The organism is Streptomyces sp. NPDC127038 (genome assembly GCF_042725875.1).
Taxonomy (GTDB): domain Bacteria; phylum Actinomycetota; class Actinomycetes; order Streptomycetales; family Streptomycetaceae; genus Streptomyces.
This window is the reverse complement of record NZ_JBHXDQ010000045.1, coordinates 1-25,066: the sequence shown is the minus strand read 5'-3', so window position 1 is coordinate 25,066 and position 25,066 is coordinate 1. Positions and strand designations below refer to the sequence as shown.

Here is a 25,066-nt window from a genome sequence, read left to right as displayed (position 1 = left end):
CATGGCGGAGTTCCGCCGTCAGCCGGAGTGGCAGCAGGACGCCGACCGGCACACCGTGCTCATCGACCCGGTGCTCACCGTGCGGCCGATCGCACGCTTCGACTACACCGTCCGCCGCGTGGTCAACGCGATCGACCACGCGCTGGTCTTCGTCACCGCGAAGGGCGAGTACGACGTCTACACCCCGCCGCACCGGCCGAGCCGCTCGGACGCGGCCACCCGCCGCTACACCTCGGTCTACGAGGTGGACATGGGCAGCCACCCGGTCCAGCTCGCGCTGGAGATGCCGAGCGACGACGACGCCTTCTCCTTCGGCGCCACGGCCGACCTGACCTGGCGGGTCGCGGACCCGGTCGCCTACGTGGCGAGCGGCGAACGGGACGTGCCGACCCGGCTCACCCGAGAACTGCACCAGCTCGCGCGGCCGGTGAGCCGCGCCTTCTCCATCGAGGACAGCCCGGCCGCCGAGCGCGCGGTCCAGCGGGCCGTGGAGACCGGCGGGTTCGCCGCGGGCATCGGGCTCGCCGTGACCTGTGCCGTGCGGCTGCGGCTGGACGACGAGGCGATCGCGCACCGGCGGCGGCAACGGAGCCTGCGCTACGAGTCGGACATGCTCGACCCCGAGCACGAGTTCCGGCTCCGGCTGGCCCGTCAGCAGCACGAGCTGGAGATGCTGCGCCAGCAGCAGGACCACCGTCTGATCGCCGAGAAGATCGGCTTCTACCAGTACCACCTCCAGCACGGAGGGGTCGCCGCCTGGGCGCTGCATCTGTCCCAGCACCCCGAGGACACCAGGATGGTCGTCGGGTCCCTCCAGAAGGACCAGCTGTCCCTCATCCGGGGCCAGCTCCAGGTCCTGGCCGGGGACACCCTGGAGGACTTCCAGAAGGCTGAGTCGGCGCGTTCGACCCTGCGGGCCGTCGACGAGCTGATCCAGCAGCAGACGCCTCCGGCGCCGCGGGACGGGCAGGGGGCACTGCCCGCCGGTGCGCCGCCCGGACCGCCGCAGACACCGCCCCAGCCGCCGTATCCGGGGCAGTCACCGCACCCCGGCCCGTCACCCCGGCCGCCGTACGCGGCCACACCGTACGACCGTCCCCCGTACGACGGCACCCGGCCCCCTTACGAGGGGCAGCCCCCGTACGGCGGACAGGCCCCGTACGCGGGCGGTCAGGCGCCCTCCCCTGGGCGGCACCCGTACGACGTCACGGGTGCCGCGGGCGGCCCGCTCCCGTACGCCGGGCAGCCTGCCCACCCGGACGGCCCGCTCCCGTACGCCGGGGGCCCGGACGCCGGGTCACCCGTGGTGCCGGGGCGGCCCGACGGCCACTCGGCCCCGTACGGACCGGGCCCCGCGGCCCCGTACGGACCGCCCGCCGCGACGCCCTACCCCGCAGCGGGTCCGGCACCGGCCGTCCCCCCGATGCCCGGACTCCCCGACGACCCCCGGGCCGTGCTTCCCGCCGCGCCGCCGGAGGGCGAGCCCGCGTGAGCACGCCCGCCGGGGCGCCGGCAGTCCCTGTCCCACCGCTCACCGGCTGACGTCCCCGCACCGCCGTCAGCCCCACCGAAGGAGCCGTCATGTCCCAGCCTCCAGGCCCGGCCCACGAACCCGCGTACCCGGGCGGTCCGTACCCGGGGAGCCCGTATCCCGGGGCGGCCACCCCGCCGCCCGAGTATCCGGCGGCCGCCGCTCCCCCGCCGCAGTACCCGGGGGCCGGAGCCGCGAGCGCCGCCCCTCCGTATCCGGGAGCGGGCGGCCCCGCGCCCCAGTACCCGGGCTCGGCGGGTCCTGCCCCGCAGTACCCCGGAGGCCCTGGACCGGGAGGACCGGCGCCGCAGTACCCCGGGGGTCCCTGGCCCGGCGGTCCCGCGCCGCAGTACCCGGGAACGGCGAACCCTGGACCCCAGTACCCGGGAACGGCGGGCCCCGGACCGCAGTACCCGGGGGCCACGAACGCCGGAGCGCCGTTCCAGGCGGGTGATCCGCGGGTCGCGGGGGCCCAGCAGGCCGAGGCGAAGCCGTTCGTCCCGCGGCCGGCCGTCGCTCCCGACGATCTCGACTACCGCCACCAGGGCTCCCGCGTCCATCTGTCGAGTCATCAGCGCGGCGCCGACGCCACCGCCGTCGGACAGCTGGCCACCCAGATCCCCGGCGCCCTGGTGAGCCTCGCCGTGGTGTCGGCCCTCGCGCTGGGCATCTGCGGCACCGTCCTGGGCTGGCTGGTCGTCGTGGCCTGGACGGCCTCCGGCGCGCTCGTCTTCCACCGGCCCACCGAGCTGCGCTTCGCACGGCACGTGCTCAAGCTGAGGACCCCGCTCGCCGAGGAACGCGCCCGGCTGGAGCCGATCTGGCGCGAGGTCACCGCCCGCGCCGGGATCGAGGCCGACACCTACGAGCTGATGGTCGAGAACAGCGAGGACCTGAACGCGGTCGCCGTCGCCGGCCATGTCGTCGGCGTCACCACCTACTCCCTCAACAAGATCCCCAGCAGCAACCTCGCCGCCGTACTCGCCCATGAGCTCGGCCACCACACGGGCGGACACGCCTGGGCCGGGCTCCTCGGCTACTGGTACTCGCTGCCCGGCCGGCTCGCCTGGGCCTTCACCCGCGGCATGGCCAGGATCGCGCTCGCCGTCGCCGGGGTCTTCTCCGCGGCCGCGACGGGGCTGCTGATCCTGTTCATGGGGATGTTCGTGGTCGCCGGGTTCCTCGTCGCCTGGTACATCACGATCCCCCTCGTCGTCGCGCCCTACCTCCTCGCCTGGGCCGGCCGCCTCGGCGAACTGCGCGCCGACCAGCAGGCCGCGGCCCTCGGTTTCGCCCCCGAGATGGCCGAGGTCCTGCACCACTTCCAGGCCGAGGAGGACGCGGCCAAGGCGGTCGCCGCCGGACAGGGCAAGAAGCTCCAGGAGCCCACCGGCCTGGCCCGCCTGCTGTCCACCCACCCCGACAACTACACCCGGCTGCGCGCCCTGGAGCCGTACCTCCGGCTCCCGCGCTGAGACCGGAGCGCACACCGGGAACGGACGCCGGGAACGCCGAAGGGCGGTCACCCCCTGGTGGGGACGACCGCCCTTCGTACTACCGCTTACTGGTTGTACGGACCGTAGTCGTAGTCCTCCAGCGGGACGGCCTGGCCGGAGCCGGTGCCGAACGGCGAGTAGTCGATGTCGTCGTAGCCGACGGCCGAGTACATCGCGGCCTTGGCCTCCTCGGTCGGCTCCACCCGGATGTTGCGGTAGCGGGACAGACCCGTACCGGCCGGGATGAGCTTACCGATGATGACGTTCTCCTTGAGGCCGATGAGGCTGTCGGACTTGGCGTTGATCGCCGCGTCCGTCAGAACTCGGGTCGTCTCCTGGAAGGAGGCGGCCGACAGCCAGGACTCCGTCGCCAGCGAGGCCTTGGTGATACCCATCAGCTGCGGACGGCCGGAGGCGGGGTGACCGCCCTCGGTGACCACACGACGGTTCTCGGTCTCGAACTTCGAGCGCTCGACCAGCTCGCCGGGCAGCAGCTCCGCGTCGCCCGACTCGATGATCGTCACACGGCGCAGCATCTGCCGGATGATGATCTCGATGTGCTTGTCGTGGATCGACACACCCTGCGAGTTGTAGACCTTCTGGACCTCGCCGACCAGGTGGACCTGGACGGCACGCTGACCCAGGATGCGCAGCACGTCGTGCGGGTTGGTGGCACCCACGGTGAGCTTCTGGCCCACCTCGACGTGCTCGCCCTCCGACACCAGCAGACGGGCGCGCTTCGAGATCGGGAACGCCGTCTCGTCGCTGCCGTCGTCCGGGGTGACGACGAGCTTCTTGGTCTTCTCGGTCTCCTCGATCCGCACGCGGCCGGAGGCCTCGGAGATCGGGGCGACACCCTTCGGCGTACGGGCCTCGAAGAGCTCGACGACACGGGGCAGACCCTGGGTGATGTCGTCACCGGCCACACCACCGGTGTGGAAGGTACGCATCGTCAGCTGGGTACCGGGCTCACCGATGGACTGGGCGGCGATGATGCCGACCGCCTCACCGATGTCGACCAGCTTGCCGGTGGCCAGCGAGCGGCCGTAGCACATGGCGCAGGTGCCGACGGCGGACTCACAGGTCAGGACCGAACGGGTCTTGACCTCCTCGATGCCGTGCTTGACGAGCTCGTCGATGAGGACGTCGCCGAGGTCGGTGTTGGCCGGGGCCAGCACCTTGCCGTCGACGGTGATGTCCTCGGCCAGCGCACGTGCGTACACGCTGGTCTCGACGTTCTCCGTCTTGCGCAGCACGCCGTCCTCGCCGCGCTCGGCGATGGCCAGACGCAGACCGCGGTCGGTGCCGCAGTCCTCCTCGCGGATGATGACGTCCTGCGAGACGTCCACCAGACGACGGGTGAGGTAACCCGAGTCGGCGGTACGCAGGGCGGTGTCGGCCAGACCCTTACGGGCACCGTGGGTGGAGATGAAGTACTCCAGCACGGACAGACCTTCACGGAAGGACGCCTTGATGGGACGCGGGATCGTCTCGTTCTTGGCGTTCGACACCAGACCACGCATACCGGCGATCTGACGCATCTGCATCATGTTGCCTCGGGCGCCCGAGTTCACCATCATCGAGACCGGGTTGGTCTTCGGGAAGTTCGCGTTCATCGCCTCGGCGACCTCGTTGGTCGCCTTGGTCCAGATCGCGATGAGCTCCTGCGTGCGCTCTTCCTTGGTGATCAGACCACGCTCGTACTGCTTCTGGACCTTCTCGTCCAGGTCCTCGTAGCCCTTGACGATCGCGCGCTTCGCATCCGGAACGACGATGTCGGAGATGGCCACGGTGACGCCGGAACGGGTCGCCCAGTAGAAGCCCGCGGACTTCAGGTTGTCGAGCGTCGCCGCGACGATGACCTTGGGGTAGCGCTCGGCGAGGTCGTTGACGATCTCGGAGAGCTGCTTCTTGCCCACCTCGTAGTCGACGAACGGGTAGTCCTCGGGCAGCAGCTCGTTGAAGAGCGCGCGGCCCAGGGTCGTCCGCAGGCGGAAGGTGTCACCCTGCTGCCACTCCGGGTCGCCCTCCTCCTGCGCCGGCGGGGTCCAGCCGCGCGGCGGGATGGTGCCCACCGGGAAGCGGATGTCCACGCGGGACTGGAGGGAGAGCTCGCCGGCGTCGAACGCCATGATCGCCTCGGCGACGGACGCGAAGGAGCGCTCCTCGCCCTTGACGTTGCGCAGGTCGCCGTCGGTGGTCAGGAAGAACAGACCGAGGACCATGTCCTGGGTCGGCATCGTGACCGGGCGGCCGTCGGCCGGCTTGAGGATGTTGTTCGAGGACAGCATCAGGATGCGGGCCTCGGCCTGCGCCTCCGCGGAGAGCGGCAGGTGCACGGCCATCTGGTCACCGTCGAAGTCCGCGTTGAACGCGGTGCAGACGAGCGGGTGGATCTGGATGGCCTTGCCCTCGACCAGCTGGGGCTCGAAGGCCTGGATGCCGAGGCGGTGCAGCGTGGGCGCACGGTTCAGCAGAACCGGGTGCTCGGCGATGACCTCTTCGAGGACGTCGTACACGACCGTGCGGCCGCGCTCGACCATCCGCTTGGCGCTCTTGATGTTCTGCGCGTGGTTCAGGTCGACCAGGCGCTTCATCACGAACGGCTTGAAGAGCTCCAGCGCCATGGCCTTCGGCAGACCGCACTGGTGCAGCTTGAGCTGCGGACCGACGACGATCACGGAACGCGCGGAGTAGTCCACACGCTTGCCGAGGAGGTTCTGACGGAAGCGGCCCTGCTTGCCCTTGAGCATGTCGGACAGCGACTTCAGCGGACGGTTGCCGGGGCCCGTGACGGGGCGGCCACGACGGCCGTTGTCGAAGAGCGCGTCGACGGCCTCCTGGAGCATGCGCTTCTCGTTGTTCACGATGATCTCGGGGGCACCGAGGTCGAGAAGGCGCTTCAGGCGGTTGTTGCGGTTGATCACACGGCGGTACAGGTCGTTCAGGTCGGAGGTCGCGAAGCGGCCACCGTCCAGCTGCACCATCGGGCGAAGGTCCGGCGGGATGACCGGCACGCAGTCCAGGACCATGCCCTTGGGGCTGTTGCTGGTCTGGAGGAACGCGGAGACGACCTTGAGGCGCTTGAGCGCACGGGTCTTCTTCTGGCCCTTGCCGGTGCGGATGATCTCGCGGAGGCGCTCGGCCTCCTCGTCGAGGTCGAAGGACTCCAGGCGCTTCTGCAGCGCCGCGGCACCCATCGAACCGTCGAAGTACGTGCCGAAGCGGTCACGCAGCTCGCGGTAGAGGAGCTCGTCGCCCTCCAGGTCCTGGACCTTGAGGTTCTTGAAGCGGGTCCACACCTCGTCGAGACGGTCGATCTCGCGCTGCGCGCGGTCGCGCAGCTGCTTCATCTCACGCTCGGCGCCCTCGCGCACCTTGCGGCGCACGTCGGCCTTGGCGCCCTCGGCCTCCAGCTCGGCCAGGTCGGTCTCGAGCTTCTTGGCGCGGGCCTCCAGGTCGGCGTCGCGGCGGTTCTCGACCTGCTGGCGCTCGACGGAGACGTGGGCCTCCAGCGAGGGCAGGTCGCGGGTGCGGCGCTCCTCGTCGACGTACGTGATCATGTACGCGGCGAAGTAAATGACCTTCTCGAGGTCCTTCGGGGCGAGGTCGAGGAGGTAGCCAAGACGCGACGGAACGCCCTTGAAGTACCAGATGTGGGTGACGGGAGCGGCGAGCTCGATGTGGCCCATCCGCTCACGGCGCACCTTGGCGCGCGTGACCTCGACGCCACAGCGCTCACAGATGATGCCCTTGAAGCGGACGCGCTTGTACTTGCCGCAGTAGCACTCCCAGTCCCGGGTCGGACCGAAGATCTTCTCGCAGAAGAGTCCGTCCTTTTCGGGCTTGAGGGTGCGGTAGTTGATGGTCTCGGGCTTCTTGACCTCGCCGTGGCTCCACTGACGGATGTCGTCAGCGGTGGCCAGACCGATCCGGAGCTCATCGAAGAAGTTGACGTCGAGCACTATGCGTCAATCCCTCTCAGGGTTGTAAGTCTTAGGGGTCTGAAACGGGGGTCCTGGGGCCGGCGGGCCTTGATCACCTTTTCCACAGGCGGTCAAGGCCCGGCCGGACTCCCGTCAGACCTCTTCGACGCTGCTCGGCTCGCGCCGGGACAGGTCGATGCCGAGCTCCTCCGCCGCGCGGAAGACGTCCTCGTCGGTGTCGCGCATCTCGATGGACATGCCGTCCGAGGACAGCACCTCCACGTTGAGGCACAGGGACTGCATCTCCTTGATGAGCACCTTGAAGGACTCGGGGATGCCGGGCTCGGGGATGTTCTCGCCCTTGACGATGGCCTCGTAGACCTTCACGCGGCCGGTCACGTCGTCGGACTTGATCGTCAGCAGCTCCTGGAGGGCGTAAGCGGCGCCGTACGCCTCCAGCGCCCACACCTCCATCTCACCGAAGCGCTGGCCACCGAACTGAGCCTTACCACCCAGCGGCTGCTGGGTGATCATCGAGTACGGACCGGTCGAGCGGGCGTGGAGCTTGTCGTCGACCAGGTGGTGCAGCTTGAGGATGTACATGTACCCGACCGAGATCGGGTCCGGGAACGGCTCGCCGGAGCGGCCGTCGAACAGCCTCGCCTTGCCGGACGGGAGGACCAGACGGTCACCGTCGCGGTTGGGCAGGGTGTGCTCGAACAGACCCGCGAGCTCGTCCTCGCGCGCACCGTCGAAGACCGGGGTGGCGACGTTGGTCCGCGGGGGGACCTGGTCGGCACCGATGGCCTGGAGGCGCTGCGCCCAGTCGTCCGCGAGACCGGAGACGTCCCAGCCGCGGCTGGCGAGCCAGCCGAGGTGGATCTCCAGCACCTGTCCCGGGTTCATTCGGGACGGGACACCGAGCGGGTTGAGGATGATGTCGACCGGGGTGCCGTCCTCCAGGAACGGCATGTCCTCGATCGGCAGGATCTTCGAGATGACACCCTTGTTGCCGTGGCGGCCGGCGAGCTTGTCACCGTCCGTGATCTTGCGCTTCTGCGCCACGTAGACACGAACCAGCTGGTTCACGCCCGGCGGCAGCTCGTCGCCCTCTTCACGGTCGAAGACGCGGACACCGATGACCTTGCCGATCTCGCCGTGCGGGACCTTCAGGGAGGTGTCACGGACCTCGCGGGCCTTCTCACCGAAGATCGCGCGCAGCAGGCGCTCCTCCGGCGTCAGCTCGGTCTCACCCTTGGGCGTGACCTTGCCGACGAGGATGTCGCCGGCGACGACCTCGGCACCGATACGGATGATGCCGCGCTCGTCGAGGTCGGCGAGGACCTCCTCGGAGACGTTCGGGATGTCCCGGGTGATCTCCTCGGGGCCCAGCTTGGTGTCACGGGCGTCGACCTCGTGCTCCTCGATGTGGATCGAGGAGAGGACGTCGTCCTGCACGAGGCGCTGCGACAGGATGATCGCGTCCTCGTAGTTGTGGCCTTCCCACGGCATGAACGCCACGAGCAGGTTCTTGCCGAGGGCCATCTCGCCGTCCTCGGTCGCGGGACCGTCGGCCAGGACCTGGCCCTCGATCACGCGGGCGCCCTCGTCCACGACAACCTTCTGGTTGACGGAGGTGCCCTGGTTCGACCGGGAGAACTTGTGCAGGCGGTACGTGGTGTACGTGCCGTCGTCGTTGGCGGTGGTGATGTAGTCCGCGGAGACCTCCTGGACCACACCGTCCTTCTCCGACTTCAGGACGTCACCGGCGTCGACCGCGCAGCGGTACTCCATGCCGGTGCCGACCAGCGGCGCCTCGGACTTGATGAGCGGAACGGCCTGGCGCATCATGTTCGCGCCCATGAGGGCACGGTTGGCGTCGTCGTGCTCCAGGAACGGGATCATGGCGGTCGCGACCGACACCATCTGGCGCGGGGAGACGTCCATGTAGTCGACGTCCTCACCGGGGACGTAGTCGACCTCTCCGCCACGACGGCGGACCAGGACGCGGGACTCCTCGAAGCGGAGCTCGTCCGTCAGCGGCGCGTTGGCCTGCGCGATGACGAACCGGTCCTCTTCGTCGGCCGTGAGGTAGTCGACCTCGTCGGTGACGACACCGTCGGTGACCCGGCGGTAGGGCGTCTCGACGAAACCGAACGCGTTCACGCGGCCGTAGGAGGCGAGCGAGCCGATCAGACCGATGTTCGGGCCTTCGGGGGTCTCGATCGGGCACATGCGGCCGTAGTGCGACGGGTGCACGTCACGGACCTCGAAGCCGGCCCGCTCACGGGAGAGACCACCCGGGCCAAGAGCCGACAGACGGCGCTTGTGGGTGAGACCCGACAGCGGGTTGTTCTGGTCCATGAACTGCGACAGCTGGCTGGTGCCGAAGAACTCCTTGATGGAGGCGACGACCGGCCGGATGTTGATCAGGGTCTGCGGCGTGATCGCCTCGACGTCCTGGGTCGTCATGCGCTCGCGGACGACGCGCTCCATACGAGCCAGACCCGTGCGGACCTGGTTCTGGATGAGCTCGCCGACGTTGCGCAGACGACGGTTGCCGAAGTGGTCGATGTCGTCGGTCTCGACGACGATCGAGGTGCCGTTGTCACCAACGGTCTCGGTCTCACCGGCGTGCAGCTTCACCAGGTACTTGATCGTCGAGATGATGTCCTCGACGGTCAGGATCCCGGCGTCGAGCGGGGCGTCGCCGCCCAGCTTCTTGTTGACCTTGTACCGGCCGACCTTGGCGAGGTCGTAGCGCTTCGGGTTGAAGTAGAGGTTCTCCAGAAGCGTCTGCGCGGCCTCGCGGGTCGGCGGCTCGCCCGGACGCAGCTTGCGGTAGATGTCCAGCAGCGCGTCGTCCTGGCCCTGGGTGTGGTCCTTCTCCAGGGTGGCGCGCATGGACTCGTACTCGCCGAACTCCTCGAGGATCTGCTCGGTGGTCCAGCCGAGAGCCTTCAGGAGGACGGTGACGGACTGCTTGCGCTTGCGGTCGATGCGGACACCGACCATGTCGCGCTTGTCGATCTCCATCTCCAGCCAGGCGCCCCGGGAGGGGATGACCTTGGCCGAGAAGATGTCCTTGTCGGACGTCTTGTCGATGGAGGAGTCGAAGTAGACACCCGGCGAGCGGACCAGCTGCGACACGACGACACGCTCGGTGCCGTTGATGACGAAGGTGCCCTTGTTGGTCATGAGCGGGAAGTCGCCCATGAAGACCGTCTGGGACTTGATCTCGCCGGTCTCGTTGTTGGTGAACTCGGCGGTGACGAAGAGCGGGGCCGCGTACGTGAAGTCGCGGTCCTTGCACTCGTCGATGGAGTTCTTCGGGGGCTCGAAGCGGTGGTCGCGGAACGTCAGGGACATCGACCCGCTGAAGTCCTCGATCGGGGAGATCTCCTCGAAGATCTCCTCCAGACCGGACTTGGTGGGGACGTCCTGTCCGCTGTCCAGAGCCGCCTCGACACGAGCCTTCCACGCGTCGTTGCCGAGCAGCCAGTCGAAGCTCTCGGTTTGCAGCGCAAGAAGGTTCGGAACCTCGAGGGGCTCCTTGATCTTTGCAAAGGAGATGCGCAGCGGGGCGGTGCTGGCGCCGTTGTTCGTATTCGCGGTCGAGGCAGTGCGCGAGGCGGCCAAGAGGGGGTCCTTCCGAGGGCTCGGACTCACTACGCGCGTACCGGTCCCATGTCGGACAAAGCGTCGAACCGTTCCCGATCCGGCCGATGAAGGCCAGGTCAGAGATGATCCAACAGTCGATGGTCAAACACGGGCATGCCCCTGGTGACGGGCAGGAGGCAGCTAACAGGCAGCGCAAAGGGTCAGTGTAGCCACTAGGCCCACTGATGTCCAGTCCCTGTTTTTTGAGACTCTCACTGTTCTCAACACCTGCGGCAAGCCACGCCCTCAATGCACATCGATACTGCCCTCTTCGTCAGCGATCCATGCCTCGGATACGGATCGTTGTGACGACGCGTCCTGAGAATTGCGCGCTGCGTGCGGTTCGTCAAGGCCCCCCATGCCCAAAGCAAGTGCCGCGATCGTCACGTGCGGCCCGTCTTGCAACCCGTCCCTCTGCCTGTCACGGGGTGGTCGGAGGCACAACGAAGATCACCATACTCGTCGCGGCCTGCAGCGCAAGGCTGCCGCTTCAGGCCCCTGGAAGGATCCCCTGAACGCCGAAGAGCGACCACCCAGTTGGGTGATCGCTCTTCGGTGCGTCAGCGTTACAGCGCTACGGGAGCGGCTGTGACAGCTTCACAGGAGTCCTCGGGGGACTCGTCGAGTTACTTGACCTCGACGGAGGCGCCGGCGCCCTTGAGGGACTCGGCAGCCTTCTCGGCGGCCTCCTTGGCGACCTTCTCGAGGACGGGCTTCGGAGCGCCGTCGACGAGGTCCTTGGCCTCCTTCAGACCCAGGGAGGTCAGCTCACGCACGACCTTGATGACCTGGATCTTCTTCTCGCCGGCACCCGTGAGGATGACGTCGAACTCGTCCTGCTCCTCAGCGGCCTCGGCGGGCGCACCGGCGACGGCGGGGCCGGCAACGGCGACGGCCGCGGCGGCGGTGACGTCGAACTTCTCCTCGAAGGCCTTCACGAACTCGGCGAGCTCGATGAGGGTGAGGTTCTCGAACTGCTCGAGCAGCTCTTCCTGGGACAGCTTCGCCATGATGGCGTCCTTCCACTAATTCGGCAGGTGCCGGATGTACTGGTGAGGCGGGCGTACGTTCGGCCCGCTACGACCGTCGCCTCAGGCGGCGGTCAATGCGCGAGCCGAATTACTCGGCACCGCCCTGCTCGGCCTGCTTGACCCGAAGCGCCTCCGCGGTGCGGACGAACTTCGAGGGCAGGGCCTGGAAGAGGCGAGCAGTCTGCGTCTGCTTGCCCTTGAAGGCACCCGCCAGCTTGGCGAGCAGAACCTCGCGGGACTCAAGGTCCGCAAGCTTCTTGATCTCGTCGGCGGACAGCGCCTTGCCGTCAAGGACACCGCCCTTGATGACGAGGTTGGGGTTGTCCTTGGCGAAGTCACGAAGACCCTTCGCCGACGTCACCGGGTCACCGGAGATGAAGGCGACCGCCGTCGGACCGTTGAACAGGTCGTCGAGCGTCGAGATCCCGGCCTCGTTGGCCGCAATCTTGGTCAGCGTGTTCTTCACCACGGCGTACTGGGCGTCTTCACCGAGCGAACGGCGCAGCGTCTTGAGCTGCGCCACGGTGAGACCCCGGTACTCGGTCAGCACGGCGGCGTTCGAGCTGCGGAACTGGTCCGCGAGCTCGGCTACCGCGGCAGCCTTGTCGGGCCTTGCCATAGAGCGTCGGCCTCCTTCCGGGTGATGAGGACCGCTCAGAAGGGGCCGACACAACAAAAACGCCCCGGCGCAGGCGCACGGGGCGTAGCTCGACCGGATTCCTCCGCACGCTGGGCGTACGAACTCCGGGAACACATCCACGATCACCTGCGCGGGTCGTCCGCGGTGCGGATCCTTCGGTCACCCCGTCCTCTTGCGAGCACGTGGCAACGACCAGCGGTCTTTGGCTTCTCGAGGAGCGTACGTGAAGGGGACGCCGTCAAGCAAATCCGGCCGAACGGCCCAGCCGCCGGCGTCCCCTCGCGCCCGGGCGGGGCGGATCAGCCCTGCTGGACGCCCTTCATCATCCCGGCGAGGTCGACGGTGTCCTTGGCCGGCGGGGCGGTCACGGTCACGGGCTTGTTGTAGTCGAGGAAGGTGACGGTCATGTCCAGCGGACCCTTGTCGGCGGTCCCCCGCATCCGGAACTGCTTGGTGTGGTCGGCGCCGTCGATCCACATGTCCATCGTGAACGTGCGGATGCCCATCTTCGTGTACTGGTCGAGGGCCTTCTCGCGCTTCTCGCGCGTGGCCTTGTCCTGGCCCTTGAGCGACTTGCGGAAGTCGTCGAGGGTGACCGTCCCCCGGTAGTGGGTGGTCCTGACCCCGGCGACGGTCTCGGACCCGACCTTCTTCACGTTCTTGGAGCCGGTCAGGAAGGTGGACTCGGTGGCGGGGTTCCGGTCGGCCTGGCCGCCGCCGAGCTGGTCCGTGTTCAGCTCCTTGTCCGCACCGAGGGCGGACATGTCGAACTTGATCCAGCTCTTGCCGTCCATCTCCTTGGCGGCCTTGAGGCCCCCGCCGATGTACATCGCCTTGCCCACGAGCCGGATCTCGACGGGACCGTCGGTGGCCTGGTCCTCGGCGGTCATCTTCATGCTCATGGCCAGCGGCTTCATGCTCATCGCGGCCTCGCCGCTGACGCGGCCCTCTCCCGGGACCGTGCCGGTCATCCGGTAGTGGAGGGAGGTGATGTCCTCGGTCCGCTTCGCCGCCTTCGCCACGGCCGCGGCGGGCGTGAGCGCGGGCGACTGGTCCCCGGCGCCCTTGGAACAGCCCACCACGCCCCCGCCGAGGAGCAGGGCCGCGAGGACCGCCCCGGTCGCCCGGCGCCGGACCGCGTGGTTCACAGAAAGCTTCAAGGTTCCCCCCAAGGAACAGATGTACTACTCACAGATTCGGCGTGAGCGTAGCCCAGGAGATTCCGGCGATCACCTGGGTTTCCACCCGGCTCCGTCGTGCGCGGGCGCCTCGGGGAGGGCCGGCGGGAGGCTCAGGAGGGGGAGCCGCTGCCGGAACCGGTCGCCGTGTCGCCGCTGCCCGGCGTCATGCCCTGCGCCTTCAGGAGGTCCTTGAAGTCCTCCGTGTCGCCGGCCGGGGGCGCCGCGGCCGAGACCTTCACCCCGTAGTCGCTGTAGTACGTCGTGGAGGACATCGTGCCGCTCGACATCTCGGCCTTGGAGACCGCCTTGACGAGCAGGTCCTTGGAGTCGACCCAGATGTCCAGGTCCTCGGTCGTGATGCCGGCCGTGGTGAGCTGCTTCTTCATGTCGGCGAGCTGGCTCGCGGTGAGGTGGGAGCTCCGGGCGGCGAGGTCGCTGACGTCCACCGTGCCCGCGTAGTGCGTGGTCCGCTGTCCTCGGACCGTCTCCTCGCCGACCTTCTTGACGTCGCCGGAGGCCAGCAGGAGCTTCACCGACTGGTTCGGCGAGCTGTTCTGCATCTGGTCCTTCAGGAGGGCGCCGGAGCCGCCCCCGATCTTCGCCAGGTCGTCGTAGCCGTACCTGATCCAGTGCTTGCCGCCCGCCTGCCGGGCGAAGGCGTCGCCCATCTTCGCGTAGTAGGCGTCGGACAGATAGCGGGCCTCCATGGAGTCGGTGCCCATCTTGTGCATCGTGTCGGCCATCGTGCCGCCGGTGTACGTGATGGTCATGTCCCCGGTGAAGCCGTCGCCCCAGGCCATGGTTCCGCCCGACTTCATGGACATCAGCGTGCCCATGGTCGTCGTGGACTCGATCCGCGCGGAGTCGGCGCCGTCGGTGGACTTCTCCGCCGAGCGCAGGGCCGCGACGGGGCTGACCCGCGTGGCGCTCCTGTGGCCGGCCTTGTCGCCCGAACTCCCCGTACCGCCGGAGGAGTTGCAGGCCGCCACCCCCGCCAGCGCGGTCGCCGCCGCGATCGAGACCGTCAGTCGGCGCACCATGATGCTGTTCATTCGCCCCACCCCTATGAGAACTCTGTGAACCGCACGCTAGCGCGGCCCACTGACACCCGTACCCGGATTCCCGGCCGGGACGACCGCCCCGGAGAGGTCCCCGGGCATCACCGCGGGAAGACCTCCGGACATGAGGACGGGCCCCGCACCTCGAAAGGTTGCGGGGCCCGTTCAGATACGCGTGCGCGACGCGGTCACCGGGGTGAGCCAGGGGCTCAGACGGCGGCCGGGTCCTCCTCGACGAGGAGGTTGCGGGTGCGGTTCGGGTCGACGGGAACGCCGGGGCCGATCGTCGAGCTGATCGCGGCCTTCTTGATGTAGCGACCCTTGGCGGCCGACGGCTTCAGACGAAGGATCTCGTCGAGCGCGGCGCCGTAGTTCTCCACCAGCTTGGCGTCGTCGAAGGACACCTTGCCGATGATGAAGTGCAGGTTCGAGTGCTTGTCGACGCGGAACTCGATCTTGCCACCCTTGATCTCGGTGACAGCCTTGGCGACGTCGGGGGTCACGGTGCCGGTCTTGGGGTTCGGCATGAGACCACGGGGACCGAGCACGCGGCCGAGGCGGCCGACCTTGCCCATGAGGTCCGGGGTGGCGACGACGGCGTCGAAGTCCAGACGGCCCTTCGCGACCTCGTCGATCAGTTCGTCGGAGCCGACGATGTCGGCGCCCGCGGCCTCCGCGGCCGCAGCACGGTCACCGGTCGCGAAGACCAGGACCCGGGCGGTCTTGCCGGTGCCGTGCGGCAGGTTCACGGTGCCACGGACCATCTGGTCGGCCTTGCGCGGGTCGACACCCAGGCGGAAGGCGACCTCGACGGTGCCGTCGAACTTGCTCGTGGAGGTCTCCTTGGCGAGACGGACGGCCTCGAGCGGGGCGTAGAGCTTGTCCCGGTCGACCTTGGCGTCCGCAGCGCGGAGAGACTTGCTGCGCTTGCTCACTACTGCTCCTGTTGTGTTCTGAGGAGTCGTGGTGCGGGCCGAGCAGGCCCTGCCACGTGCGGCCGAGGCCGCATGGTTCCTGAAGGTGGGTGTCAGCCCTCGACCGTGATGCCCATGGAACGGGCGGTGCCGGCGATGATCTTCGCAGCGGCGTCCAGGTCGTTGGCGTTGAGGTCGGGCATCTTGGTCGTGGCGATCTCGCGGACCTGCGCCTCGGTGATCTTGGCGACCTTGGTCTTGTGCGGCTCGCCGGAGCCCTTCTCGACACCCGCGGCCTTGAGGATCATCTTGGCGGCCGGCGGAGTCTTGGTCACGAAGGTGAAGGAGCGGTCCTCGTAGACCGTGATCTCCACCGGGATGACCCAGCCACGCTGCGACTCGGTCGCCGCGTTGTAGGCCTTGCAGAACTCCATGATGTTGACGCCGTGCTGACCGAGCGCGGGGCCGACCGGCGGGGCCGGGTTCGCCGCACCGGCGTTGATCTGGAGCTTGATGAGCCCCGTGACCTTCTTCTTCTTGGGAGGCATTCCGGGTCCTCTTTCGTTTTCGCCTTCCTACGTCCGAGTCGCCCCGGACGGCTGCCTTCAACCAGGAAAGATCCGGATGAAGGCATACCGCACAACGATAACGGGTATCTGTGCGCGGCTAAAAACCGAGCAGGTCAGACCGGCTGTGACAGCCCGTCTGACCTGTTCGGAAGACGTACGTCCAGAAGGAGCTAGTTCTTCTGGATCTGGTCGAAGGAGAGCTCGACCGGGGTCTCGCGGCCGAAGATCTCGACGAGGCCCTTGACCTTCTTCGAGTCGGCGTTGATCTCGTTGATGGTGGCCTGGAGGGTCGCGAACGGACCGTCGGTGACGGTGACCGAGTCGCCGACCTCGAAGTCCAGCACCTGGACCTCGACCTTGCGCTGCGGCGCGGGCTTGCCCTCGGCCTCGGCGGCCTCGCGGGCGGCCTTCTCCTCGGCCTCCGGCGCGAGCATCTTGACGATCTCGTCCAGGGTCAGCGGGTACGGGTCGTAGGCGTTGCCCACGAAGCCGGTGACACCGGGAGTGTTGCGGACGACACCCCAGGACTCGTTCGTCAGGTCCATGCGGACCAGGACGTAGCCCGGGAGCTTGTTCTGCTTGATCGTCTTGCGCTCGCCGTTCTTGATCTGCGCGACCTCTTCCTGCGGCACCTCGGCCTGGAAGATGAAGTCCTCGACGTTCAGCGAGACGGCACGCTGTTCGAGGTTGGTCTTCACGCGGTTCTCGTAACCGGCGTACGTGTGGATGACGTACCACTCGCCGGGGAGCAGGCGCAGTTCCTCGCGCAGGGCGGTCACGGGGTCGACGGGCTCGGCCTCGACCTCGGGCTCGGCCTCCTCGGACGCGTCCTCGTCCTCGTCGGACTCGTCGGCGGCGTCCTCGACGTCCTCACCGGACTCGTCCTCGACGTGCAGGGCCGCTTCCTCGGCGTTCTCGCCGGCGGCGGCATCGGCAGCCTCGAACTCGTCCACGACGTCCGCTCCCTCGACGATCTCGAGCTCGTCGTCAACGGACTCGACCGACTCGGAGGCGTCGTTCAGGTTCGGGTCAGACACGGTGGCTGCTTCTTCCTTGTTACATGGGGCTGGAACGCGCGAAAGGGGCGCCGGTGACGGCGCCCTTCGCTCTCGGCTCAGCCGAAGACGTACTTGGCGGCGTGGTTGAGCCCATAGTCAATCACGGTGACCAGGCCGATCATGATGACGACGAACACAATCACCACTGTGGTGTAAGTCGTCAGCTGATTGCGAGTCGGCCAGACAACCTTCCGGAGTTCCGCGATGATCTGGCGGTAGAAGGTGGCAAGGCGCTTCAGCGGGCCCTTCTTGGCACGCTTACCGCCCTTGCGGGCTTTCTTCTTGGACTCCGGCGCCTCGGCATCAGGCATGTCGATGGAGCCCACGGCGTCCGTCACTCGTCCTCACCTGATTCCCGGGTCGTGACCGTGCCGCGCCCGGTTGAGCCGCACGGCGGTGCATTGCAGTACGTACATGCGCACACATCCTGGCGAAAGGTGTGTGAAGCAGGGCCGGAGGGACTTGAACCCCCAACCGCTGGTTTTGGAGACCAGTGCTCTACCAATTGAGCTACGACCCTTTGTCATCCCCAACGTACCGCATCCGCCCGGGTGCTCGGTGTGCACCGGGTGAGTGCGGCCGGTGAAGGCCAACGAGGTGAGAGTGTACGTGGTCCGAAGCCGGGCGTCGAACAGAAAGTGTCCGTACGGGCTCACCATGTCGAAGATCCACTGGTGGGGCGCACGGATCCGGACGGATGTTCTGCCGTTGTTCAGTCCGTGAAACCCGCGTGCCGGGGGTGTTTCCGGTCTGAAACGATGGGTCCCATGAGCCCTGCAACCCCTCCCACCGAGCGCCGGGTCTCCGCCCGAGTCGGCGCGATCTCCGAATCCGCCACCCTCGCCGTGGACGCCAAGGCCAAGGCACTCAAGGCCGCCGGACGTCCGGTGATCGGCTTCGGCGCCGGTGAGCCCGACTTCCCGACCCCGGACTACATCGTCCAGGCCGCCATCGAGGCCTGCTCGAACCCCAAGTACCACCGCTACACGCCGGCCGGCGGGCTCCCCGAGCTGAAGGCCGCGATCGCCGCGAAGACGCTGTGCGACTCCGGCTTCGAGGTGGAGGCCGCCCAGGTCCTCGTCACCAACGGCGGCAAGCAGGCCATCTACGAGGCCTTCGCCGCGATCCTCGACCCGGGCGACGAGGTCATCGTCCCGGCGCCGTACTGGACGACCTACCCGGAGTCCATCCGTCTCGCCGGCGGTGTCCCGGTGGAGGTCGTCGCCGACGAGACCACCGGCTACCGCGTCTCGGTCGAGCAGCTGGAGGCCGCCCGCACCGAGAACACCAAGGTGCTGCTCTTCGTCTCCCCGTCCAACCCGACGGGCGCGGTCTACACGCGCGAGCAGATCGAGGAGATCGGCCGCTGGGCCGCCGAGAAGGGCCTGTGGGTCCTGACCGACGAGATCTACGAGCACCTGGTCTACGGCGACGCCGAGTTCCACTCGCTGCCCGTCGTGGTGCCCGAGCTGCGCGACAAGTGCATCGTCGTCAACGGCGTCGCCAAGACGTACGCCATGACCGGCTGGCGCGTGGGCTGGGTCATCGGCCCCAAGGACGTCATCAAGGCCGCGACCAACCTCCAGTCGCACGCCACCTCCAACGTCTCGAACGTGGCCCAGGTCGCCGCGCTCGCCGCCGTCTCCGGCGACCTCGCGGCCGTCGCGAAGATGCGCGAGGCCTTCGACCGCCGCCGCAAGACCATCGTGCGCATGCTGAACGAGATCGACGGCGTGCTCTGCCCCGAGCCCGAGGGCGCCTTCTACGCGTACCCCTCGGTGAAGGGCCTGATCGGCAAGGAGATCCGCGGCAAGCGCCCCGCGGACACCGTCGAGCTGGCCGCGCTCATCCTGGAGGAGGCCGAGGTCGCGGTCGTCCCGGGCGAGGCCTTCGGCACGCCCGGCTATCTGCGCCTGTCGTACGCGCTCGGCGACGAGGACCTCGTCGAGGGCGTCAGCCGGATCCAGAAGCTGCTGGCCGAGGCGACGGACTGACCTCGGGCGTCCGCCCGCGCCCTCCGGGGCGCCGGTGACGCCGTCGCGCTCCACGCGCGCGTGCGGGGGCCGGTCACTCACGGAGTGACCGGCCCCCGTCCGTGTGTTCGGGCAAGCGCCCGATCAGGGAAAGCCCTACCGGCACGCCGTGCGCGTGGGGCAGGATCTCCGGATGGAGCGCGTACGTGATGTCAGTGAACTTCCGAAGGCCCATCTGCACCTGCACTTCACGGGGTCCATGCGCCCCGGCACCGTGCTGGAGCTCGCCGACAAGTACGGTGTGCGGCTGCCCGAGACGCTGACCGAGGCGCTGACCAGCGGGGAACCGCCGAAACTGCGGGCCACCGACGAACGCGGCTGGTTCCGCTTCCAGCGCCTGTACGACGCCGCCCGGTCCTGCCTGAGAGAGCCCGAGGACATCCAGCGCCTGGTGCGAGAGGCGGCCGAGGAGGACCTCAAGGACGGCTCGGGCTGGCTGGAGATCCAGGTCGACCCGACCTCGTACGCCCCGCGCCTGGGCGGGCTGATCCCGGCCCTGGAGATCATCCTGGACGCGGTCGACTCGGCGATGCGGGAGACCGGGCTCGGGATGCGCGTCCTGGTGGCCGCCAACCGGATGAAGCACCCCCTGGACGCCCGCACGCTGGCCCGGCTCGCCGTGCGGTACGCGGACCGGGGGATCGTCGGATTCGGGCTCTCCAACGACGAGCGGCGGGGCATGGCGCGGGACTTCGACCGGGCCTTCGCCATCGCGCGCGAGGGCGGGCTGCTGTCCGCGCCGCACGGGGGCGAGCTGACCGGGCCCGCCTCGGTCCGTGACTGCCTGGACGACCTGCACGCCTCCCGGATCGGCCACGGGGTGCGGGCCGCCGAGGACCCCCGGCTGCTGAAGCGTCTCGCGGACCGCGGGGTGACCTGTGAGGTCTGCCCCGCCTCCAACGTCGCCCTCGGCGTCTACGAGAAGCACGCCGATGTCCCCTTGCGCACTCTGTTCGAAGCGGGCGTGCCGATGGCCCTCGGCGCCGACGATCCGCTGCTCTTCGGCTCCCGGCTCGCCGCCCAGTACGACATCGCCCGCCGCCACCACGCCTTCACCGACCAGGAACTGGCCGAACTGGCCCGGCAGTCCATCCGCGCCTCGGCCGCGCCCCAGGACGTCCGGACGAAACTCCTGTCCGGCGTCGACGACTGGCTGGCCGCCTAGGGCCTGTCCGACGCCCTAGGACCCTTCCCCGGGCGCGGTGCCCCGGTCCCGGGGGGCCAGGCCGGCTAGCAGGGTGCGGGCGAGCGACGGGGCGAACTCGTCCAGGGCCGGCGGCGTGCCCTCCTGGGTGGCGTCGTAGGCGAACGCCCTTTGCGCGCACGCCCCCAGAAGGAGTGAAGCGGCCGCGTAGGTGTCGGTGTCCGGCTGGACACGCCCGGCCCGCTGCTCCGCCAGCAGATAGGCGGCGAGCCCCCTGATGGGCATGTGGGGGCCCGCGCCCATGGCCCGCATGGCCTCGTCGTGACGCCGCTTGAGCTGCGTCTCCGCGTACAGGGAGGCGGCGATCGGGAAGCTCTGCTCGTAGAAGAGGGACGCCTGGCGGACGATCTCCGTGAGGTTCTCCTCCAGGGAGTGCTCCCGCGGCTCGGCGGTCAGCCGCTCCAGGAGCGGGCCGAGCTGGGGCAGGCGCTCGTGGAGGACCCGGATGAACAGCTCCTCCTTGCTCGCGAAGTACTTGTAGAGCGCCGCCTCCGAGCAGCCGGCCGCCCGGGCGATCTCCTTGGTGGTGACGCGGGAGAGGCCGAGCGTGAGCATCAGCTCGTGCGCCGCGTCGAGGATGCGGATCCTGGCGGGCTTCGGCGGAGTGCTCTCCGTGGCGGATTTCTGCTGCATGGGGCCCAAGGATTCCATGACCCGCCTTCCTGGGCTTGACGGGTGGGTGAGTACTTACTCACTCTAGAGGGAGCAAGGGTGAGTGAACACTCACCCACCACGTCTCCACCTCACCTCCCAGGGGAGCAGGTCATGGAACTCACCGTTTTCGGTGCCACCGGAGGCATCGGCCAGGAGATCGTCCGGCAGGCGCTGGGCGCGGGCCACCGGGTCACGGCCGTCGTACGGGACCCCGCGCGGCTCACCGTCACGGGCGCGAATCTGGAGGTCTTCCGCGCGGACCTCGGCGACCCGGAGTCGCTGCGCCCGGCCGTCGCGGGCCGGGACGCGGTCCTGTCCGGTCTCGGCGCGCGCCGCCGCAAGGACGCCGGGGTCGCGGCCCGGCTCACCCGTACGGTGCTGGGCGCGATGGAGGCGGAGCAGGTGCGGCGGCTGCTGGTCGTCAGCGCGGCTCCGGTCGGCCCCGGCCCCGAGGACGACACCCTCGTCGACCGCGCGATGCTGGGCCTGATCTCGGCCCTGCTGAAGGACGTCTACACCGACCTGCGGGAGATGGAGGGCGAGCTGGCGGCGAGCGCCACGGACTGGACCGTGGTCCGCCCGCCCCGGCTCCAGAACAAGCCGTTGACCGGCTCGTACCGCACGGTCGTCGGGGGCTTCCCGTCCCGGGGCCGTCTCATCGGGCGGGCCGACGTGGCCCACGCGATGCTGGCGATGACCGACGACCCGGCAACCGTGAAGCAGGGCGTGGGCCTCGCCTACTAGTGCGGCACTAGGCCACGCGCCTTGTCCGGGGTGCCCGGACTCCCGGTGCCTCTCAGAGGCCGGCGTTCACCGTCACCGGCTCGTTGACGAGGGTGATCCCGAAGGCCTCGTGGACACCGGCGACGACCTCGCGGGCCAGCGCGAGGAGGTCCTCGGTGGTCGCCGTACCCCGGTTGGTCAGGGCCAGGGTGTGCTTGGTGGAGATTCGGGCGGGCCCGGTGCCGTAGCCCTTGGTGAAGCCCGACCTGTCGATCAGCCAGGCCGCGGAGGTCTTGGTCAGGCCCTCGCCTGCCGGGTACGCGGGTGCCACCGCGTCGGCGCCGAGCCGCTCCTCCACGCGCGCGCGGAACGCGGCGAACGCCTCGTCCGTGAGGATCGGGTTGGTGAAGAACGATCCGGCGGACCAGGTGTCGTGGTCCTCGGGGTCGAGCACCATGCCCTTCCCGGCCCGCAGCTTCAGCACGGTCTCGCGGGCGGCGTCGAGGGGCACACGGTCGCCGGGCTCCACCCCGAGCGCACGGGCCGTCTCGGCGTACCTGACCGGCGCCGACAGCCCCCGCGCGTCCTCCAGGCCGAACCGCACCCGCAGCACCACATGGCGCTCGGGGTCGGCCTTGAAGCGGCTGTGGCGGTACGAGAACGCGCACTCGGCGTTGGTCAGCGTGACCGTCTCGCGCGTCGTGCGGTCGTAGGCGATCACTTCGGTGATCGTCGACGACACTTCCTGGCCGTACGCCCCCACGTTCTGGATCGGTGTCGCGCCGGCGGAGCCGGGGATGCCCGCGAGGCACTCGATCCCGGCGAGACCGGCCTCGACGGAGCGCGCGACCGCGTCGGTCCACACCTCGCCCGCGGCCAGCTCCAGGTTCGTGCCGTCGAGGGAGAAGCTCTTCGTGGCGATGCGCAGGGCGGTCCCGTCGAAGCCCTTGTCGCCGATGACCAGGTTCGATCCGCCGCCGATGAGCAGCAGCGGCGTACCGGCGTCGTCGGCCTCGCGCACGGCGGCGATCACCTCGGCGTCGGTCGTGGCGGTGATCAGCCGGGCGGCCGGACCGCCGAGCCGGAAGGTGGTCAGCGGGGCGAGCGGGGCATCGTGGAGTTCCTGCACGGGCCCAAGAGTACGAGACGGCACCGACCACTCCGGGCGCGCGGGGTCGCCCGGGTGTCGGGGTGGCAGGGGCGACGGGAGGAACGGGGCGACGGTCGCGGGGCACGCGCGCGGGGCCCCGCCCTGGTGGACGGGACCCGTACGCGCGCGTGCCCGGTGCTCAGCGGTCGGCGGTCTCCAGCACCGGGGCGGGCTCGGCGGAGCCGGAGCCGGAGCCGGAGCCGGTCCCGGCCGCGTCCGCCGTCCTCGGCGCGGTGCGGCGCCCGGCCGGGATCAGCAGGGCGGCGATTCCGGCCACGGCCACGACCGCCGAGCCGGTGACCAGCGCAGGCCGCAGTCCGTCCACGAAGGCCTGCCCGGATTCGTATCCGCCCTGGGCGGCGAAGATCGACGACATGATCGCGACGCCGAGGGCGCCACCCACCTCGCGCAGCGCGTTGTTGGCGCCGGAGGCGATTCCCTGCTCCTGCGGGCGGACGCTGGACATGACCAGGTTGGCGGCCGGGGCGAAGTACAGCGCCATGCCGACACCGCTGATGATCAGAGCGGGCAGCTGAGCGCCGTAGGAGGCGTGGGTGGTGGCCACGACGGCCATGTAGCCGAGGCCGACGGCCTGGAGGAAGAGGCCGGTGGCGACGACCGGGCGGCCGCCGATGCGGTCGGACAGGATGCCCGCGATCGGCGCGACGAGCATCGGCATGCCGGTCCAGGGGAGCATCCGCAGCCCCGCCTCGGTCGGCGAGTAGCCGAGGACGCCCTGCATGTACTGGCTGAGCAGGAAGATCGAACCGAACATCCCGAGGAACATCAGCAGGCTGGCCGCGTTGATCCCGGCGAAGGCGCGGGAGCGGAAGAGCCGCATCGGGAGCATCGGGTTCTTCGCCCGGGTGCCGTGGACGACGAACCCGGCGAGCAGGACGCCACCGGCGATCAGACCGGTCAGGACGAGCCCGCTGGTCCAGCCGTCGGCGGGCCCGCGGACCAGACCGTAGACGATCCCGAAGAGGCCGCCGCTGGCGAGCAGGGTGCCGGGGAAGTCGAGCGGGGCGCCGGTGCCGTACGACTCGGACAGACGCAACCGGGCGAGCGGGAGCACGGCGAGGCCGAGCGGGACGTTCAGCCAGAAGATCCAGTGCCAGGAGACGTGCTCGGTGAGGCTGCCGCCGATCAGGGGCCCCGAGGCGACCGCGAGTCCGTTGACGGCGCCCCAGATCCCGTACGCCATCCCGCGCCTGGCGGCGGGGACCGCGGCGGTCAGCAGGGTCAGGGTCAGCGGCATCATGATCGCCGCTCCGACCCCCTGGACCGCGCGGGCGGCGATCAGCGAGTCGATGCCGGGGGCCATGGCCGCGGCGGCCGAGGCGCCGGTGAAGACGCTCAGGCCGACCAGGAAGAGCCTGCGGCGGCCGAACCGGTCGCCGAGCGCCGCGCCGAACATCAGCAGGACGGCGAAGGTGAGCGTGTAGGCGCTCACGGTCCATTCCAGGTCGCCCAGCGCTCCCCCGAGATCCTTGCGGATGGAGGGCAGGGCGGTGGTGACGACGAGATTGTCGAGGGCCGCCATGAATCCGGCGACGCTGGTGATGAGGAGGGCCCAGGCGGCGCCCCCGCGGCGTGCTTCGGCCTCGGTCTGCTGTGACATCTCTCCCCCAGAGAGATCGATGGTTAGTTATTGATGACTAACTTCAATGATCAGGGAAATACGCGGACCGGGAGCCTCGGCACCCGGCGGCCGCTCCCCGCCTACTCCTCGGGCCCGCAGACGGCCCCGGGACCGGAGAACAGCCCCTCCCACACCCGGTGCCCGGACGGGAAGCCCATCGCCACGAGCGTGTTGATGAGCATTCCGGTCGCCAGGAACGACGTGGTCGCGCCCGGGTCCGCGCCGAGCGGCAGGTGCACGGCGTCCCACAGCCGCGTCCAGCCGGCCCGCACGGCCTCGCCGAACTCGTGGTCGCCCTCCTGCTCGGCGGCGGCCACGGCGACGTACATCTGCATCTGCATCATCAGCCGCTCGGGCCGTTCCGCGATGACCTCGACGTACGCGTCCCCCATGGCGTGCTTCGCCTCCTCGCCCTCCAGGCCCTTGGCGGCCTCCTGGAAGGTCTGGATGGTGTCCTCGACGCACCGCTCGGCGGCGGCGAGGAAGATCGCCTTCTTGCCCGGGAAGAGCCGGAAGAGATACGGCTGCGAGACCCCGACGCGCTTGGCGATCGCCTCGGTGCTCGTGCCGTGATAGCCACCACGGGCGAACTCGGT

The 25,066-nt window shown here is 69.2% G+C and carries 19 protein-coding genes and 1 tRNA gene; 5 read left to right on the top strand and 15 right to left on the bottom strand.

Annotated elements, in window-relative coordinates; genetic code table 11:
• Nucleotide 1: 1 nt before the first annotated feature.
• Together ACFWI4_RS26965 and ACFWI4_RS26960 are read left to right on the top strand one after the other, a co-directional pair.
• Nucleotides 2-1,492: a PE-PGRS family protein gene (locus ACFWI4_RS26965; protein ID WP_387201019.1), complete on the top strand. Its 1,491-nt coding sequence runs from the start codon at nucleotides 2-4 to the stop codon at nucleotides 1,490-1,492.
• An 89-nt stretch (nucleotides 1,493-1,581) separates the two neighbouring features.
• On the top strand, nucleotides 1,582-3,006 hold the full coding sequence (locus tag ACFWI4_RS26960; RefSeq protein WP_387201016.1) for a M48 family metalloprotease: 1,425 nt from the start codon (nucleotides 1,582-1,584) through the stop codon (nucleotides 3,004-3,006).
• A gap of 86 nt (nucleotides 3,007-3,092) precedes the next feature.
• Here ACFWI4_RS26960 and ACFWI4_RS26955 read toward each other — a convergent pair whose 3' ends face one another.
• The 11 genes from ACFWI4_RS26955 to ACFWI4_RS26905 all read right to left on the bottom strand — a co-directional run bounded on the left by ACFWI4_RS26955 (nucleotide 3,093) and on the right by ACFWI4_RS26905 (nucleotide 17,584).
• Nucleotides 3,093-6,992 (bottom strand): DNA-directed RNA polymerase subunit beta', encoded by a 3,900-nt coding sequence (locus ACFWI4_RS26955; protein WP_387201013.1) that lies wholly within the window; start codon nucleotides 6,990-6,992, stop codon nucleotides 3,093-3,095.
• Between the two features lie 114 nt (nucleotides 6,993-7,106).
• The gene (gene rpoB, locus ACFWI4_RS26950) at nucleotides 7,107-10,592 is read right to left on the bottom strand and encodes a DNA-directed RNA polymerase subunit beta (protein ID WP_385404787.1); all 3,486 of its coding nucleotides are present in this window, start codon (nucleotides 10,590-10,592) and stop codon (nucleotides 7,107-7,109) included.
• 647 nt (nucleotides 10,593-11,239) lie between these two features.
• Nucleotides 11,240-11,623, bottom strand: a complete 384-nt coding sequence (gene rplL / locus ACFWI4_RS26945; protein ID WP_361676750.1) for a 50S ribosomal protein L7/L12 — start codon at nucleotides 11,621-11,623, stop codon at nucleotides 11,240-11,242.
• A gap of 109 nt (nucleotides 11,624-11,732) precedes the next feature.
• Nucleotides 11,733-12,263, bottom strand: a complete 531-nt coding sequence (rplJ, locus tag ACFWI4_RS26940) for a 50S ribosomal protein L10 (RefSeq protein ID WP_037627039.1) — start codon at nucleotides 12,261-12,263, stop codon at nucleotides 11,733-11,735.
• Between the two features lie 320 nt (nucleotides 12,264-12,583).
• Nucleotides 12,584-13,444 (bottom strand): DUF1396 domain-containing protein, encoded by an 861-nt coding sequence (locus ACFWI4_RS26935; RefSeq protein WP_387201008.1) that lies wholly within the window; start codon nucleotides 13,442-13,444, stop codon nucleotides 12,584-12,586.
• Between the two features lie 131 nt (nucleotides 13,445-13,575).
• Nucleotides 13,576-14,517 carry a hypothetical protein gene (locus ACFWI4_RS26930; protein WP_387201006.1) on the bottom strand — a complete coding sequence of 314 codons (942 nt, stop codon included), beginning with the start codon at nucleotides 14,515-14,517 and terminating at the stop codon, nucleotides 13,576-13,578.
• Between the two features lie 215 nt (nucleotides 14,518-14,732).
• On the bottom strand, nucleotides 14,733-15,458 hold the full coding sequence (gene rplA, locus ACFWI4_RS26925) for a 50S ribosomal protein L1 (protein WP_385404779.1): 726 nt from the start codon (nucleotides 15,456-15,458) through the stop codon (nucleotides 14,733-14,735).
• 92 nt (nucleotides 15,459-15,550) lie between these two features.
• Nucleotides 15,551-15,985: a 50S ribosomal protein L11 gene (rplK, locus tag ACFWI4_RS26920; protein WP_037627044.1), complete on the bottom strand. Its 435-nt coding sequence runs from the start codon at nucleotides 15,983-15,985 to the stop codon at nucleotides 15,551-15,553.
• 191 nt (nucleotides 15,986-16,176) lie between these two features.
• Complete coding sequence (nusG, locus tag ACFWI4_RS26915; RefSeq protein ID WP_387201002.1) at nucleotides 16,177-17,043, bottom strand: transcription termination/antitermination protein NusG; 867 nt, start codon at nucleotides 17,041-17,043, stop codon at nucleotides 16,177-16,179.
• Nucleotides 17,044-17,120: 77 nt separating this feature from the next.
• Nucleotides 17,121-17,402 carry a preprotein translocase subunit SecE gene (gene secE / locus ACFWI4_RS26910; protein ID WP_103549158.1) on the bottom strand — a complete coding sequence of 94 codons (282 nt, stop codon included), beginning with the start codon at nucleotides 17,400-17,402 and terminating at the stop codon, nucleotides 17,121-17,123.
• Nucleotides 17,403-17,511: 109 nt separating this feature from the next.
• Nucleotides 17,512-17,584 (bottom strand) — tRNA-Trp (locus tag ACFWI4_RS26905).
• A gap of 247 nt (nucleotides 17,585-17,831) precedes the next feature.
• Here ACFWI4_RS26905 and ACFWI4_RS26900 point away from each other — a divergent pair.
• The gene (locus tag ACFWI4_RS26900) at nucleotides 17,832-19,058 is read left to right on the top strand and encodes a pyridoxal phosphate-dependent aminotransferase (protein ID WP_387200999.1); all 1,227 of its coding nucleotides are present in this window, start codon (nucleotides 17,832-17,834) and stop codon (nucleotides 19,056-19,058) included.
• Between the two features lie 172 nt (nucleotides 19,059-19,230).
• Nucleotides 19,231-20,262 carry an adenosine deaminase gene (locus tag ACFWI4_RS26895; protein ID WP_387200997.1) on the top strand — a complete coding sequence of 344 codons (1,032 nt, stop codon included), beginning with the start codon at nucleotides 19,231-19,233 and terminating at the stop codon, nucleotides 20,260-20,262.
• A 15-nt stretch (nucleotides 20,263-20,277) separates the two neighbouring features.
• Here the strand turns inward: ACFWI4_RS26895 and ACFWI4_RS26890 are convergent, their stop codons facing one another.
• Nucleotides 20,278-20,934: a TetR/AcrR family transcriptional regulator gene (locus ACFWI4_RS26890; protein ID WP_387200994.1), complete on the bottom strand. Its 657-nt coding sequence runs from the start codon at nucleotides 20,932-20,934 to the stop codon at nucleotides 20,278-20,280.
• A gap of 132 nt (nucleotides 20,935-21,066) precedes the next feature.
• Between ACFWI4_RS26890 and ACFWI4_RS26885 the strand changes: the two genes are divergently transcribed.
• Nucleotides 21,067-21,699, top strand: coding sequence for an NAD(P)-dependent oxidoreductase (locus ACFWI4_RS26885; protein ID WP_387200992.1), 633 nt, complete (start codon nucleotides 21,067-21,069; stop codon nucleotides 21,697-21,699).
• A 52-nt stretch (nucleotides 21,700-21,751) separates the two neighbouring features.
• Here the strand turns inward: ACFWI4_RS26885 and ACFWI4_RS26880 are convergent, their stop codons facing one another.
• From ACFWI4_RS26880 to ACFWI4_RS26870, 3 genes are all read right to left on the bottom strand, one after another.
• Nucleotides 21,752-22,807, bottom strand: a complete 1,056-nt coding sequence (locus tag ACFWI4_RS26880) for a UDP-N-acetylmuramate dehydrogenase (protein WP_387200989.1) — start codon at nucleotides 22,805-22,807, stop codon at nucleotides 21,752-21,754.
• 160 nt (nucleotides 22,808-22,967) lie between these two features.
• Entirely contained in the window at nucleotides 22,968-24,449 is a 1,482-nt protein-coding gene (locus ACFWI4_RS26875; protein WP_387200986.1) for a DHA2 family efflux MFS transporter permease subunit, read from the bottom strand.
• 101 nt (nucleotides 24,450-24,550) lie between these two features.
• On the bottom strand, nucleotides 24,551-25,066 hold a 516-nt coding region (locus tag ACFWI4_RS26870), incomplete at its 5' end, for a TetR/AcrR family transcriptional regulator (protein WP_387200983.1).

What these genes read in the sequence shown, in the direction of transcription:
- rplK (WP_037627044.1), bottom strand. Translation starts at nt 15,985, where the DNA reads ATGCCTCCCAAGAAGAAGAAGGTCACGGGGCTCATCAAGCTCCAGATC.
- ACFWI4_RS26895 (WP_387200997.1), top strand. Translation starts at nt 19,231, where the DNA reads ATGGAGCGCGTACGTGATGTCAGTGAACTTCCGAAGGCCCATCTGCAC.
- ACFWI4_RS26965 (WP_387201019.1), top strand. Translation starts at nt 2, where the DNA reads ATGGCGGAGTTCCGCCGTCAGCCGGAGTGGCAGCAGGACGCCGACCGG.
- rplJ (WP_037627039.1), bottom strand. Translation starts at nt 12,263, where the DNA reads ATGGCAAGGCCCGACAAGGCTGCCGCGGTAGCCGAGCTCGCGGACCAG.
- rplL (WP_361676750.1), bottom strand. Translation starts at nt 11,623, where the DNA reads ATGGCGAAGCTGTCCCAGGAAGAGCTGCTCGAGCAGTTCGAGAACCTC.
- ACFWI4_RS26900 (WP_387200999.1), top strand. Translation starts at nt 17,832, where the DNA reads ATGAGCCCTGCAACCCCTCCCACCGAGCGCCGGGTCTCCGCCCGAGTC.
- ACFWI4_RS26875 (WP_387200986.1), bottom strand. Translation starts at nt 24,449, where the DNA reads ATGTCACAGCAGACCGAGGCCGAAGCACGCCGCGGGGGCGCCGCCTGG.
- ACFWI4_RS26960 (WP_387201016.1), top strand. Translation starts at nt 1,582, where the DNA reads ATGTCCCAGCCTCCAGGCCCGGCCCACGAACCCGCGTACCCGGGCGGT.
- ACFWI4_RS26890 (WP_387200994.1), bottom strand. Translation starts at nt 20,934, where the DNA reads ATGCAGCAGAAATCCGCCACGGAGAGCACTCCGCCGAAGCCCGCCAGG.
- ACFWI4_RS26930 (WP_387201006.1), bottom strand. Translation starts at nt 14,517, where the DNA reads ATGAACAGCATCATGGTGCGCCGACTGACGGTCTCGATCGCGGCGGCG.
- ACFWI4_RS26885 (WP_387200992.1), top strand. Translation starts at nt 21,067, where the DNA reads ATGGAACTCACCGTTTTCGGTGCCACCGGAGGCATCGGCCAGGAGATC.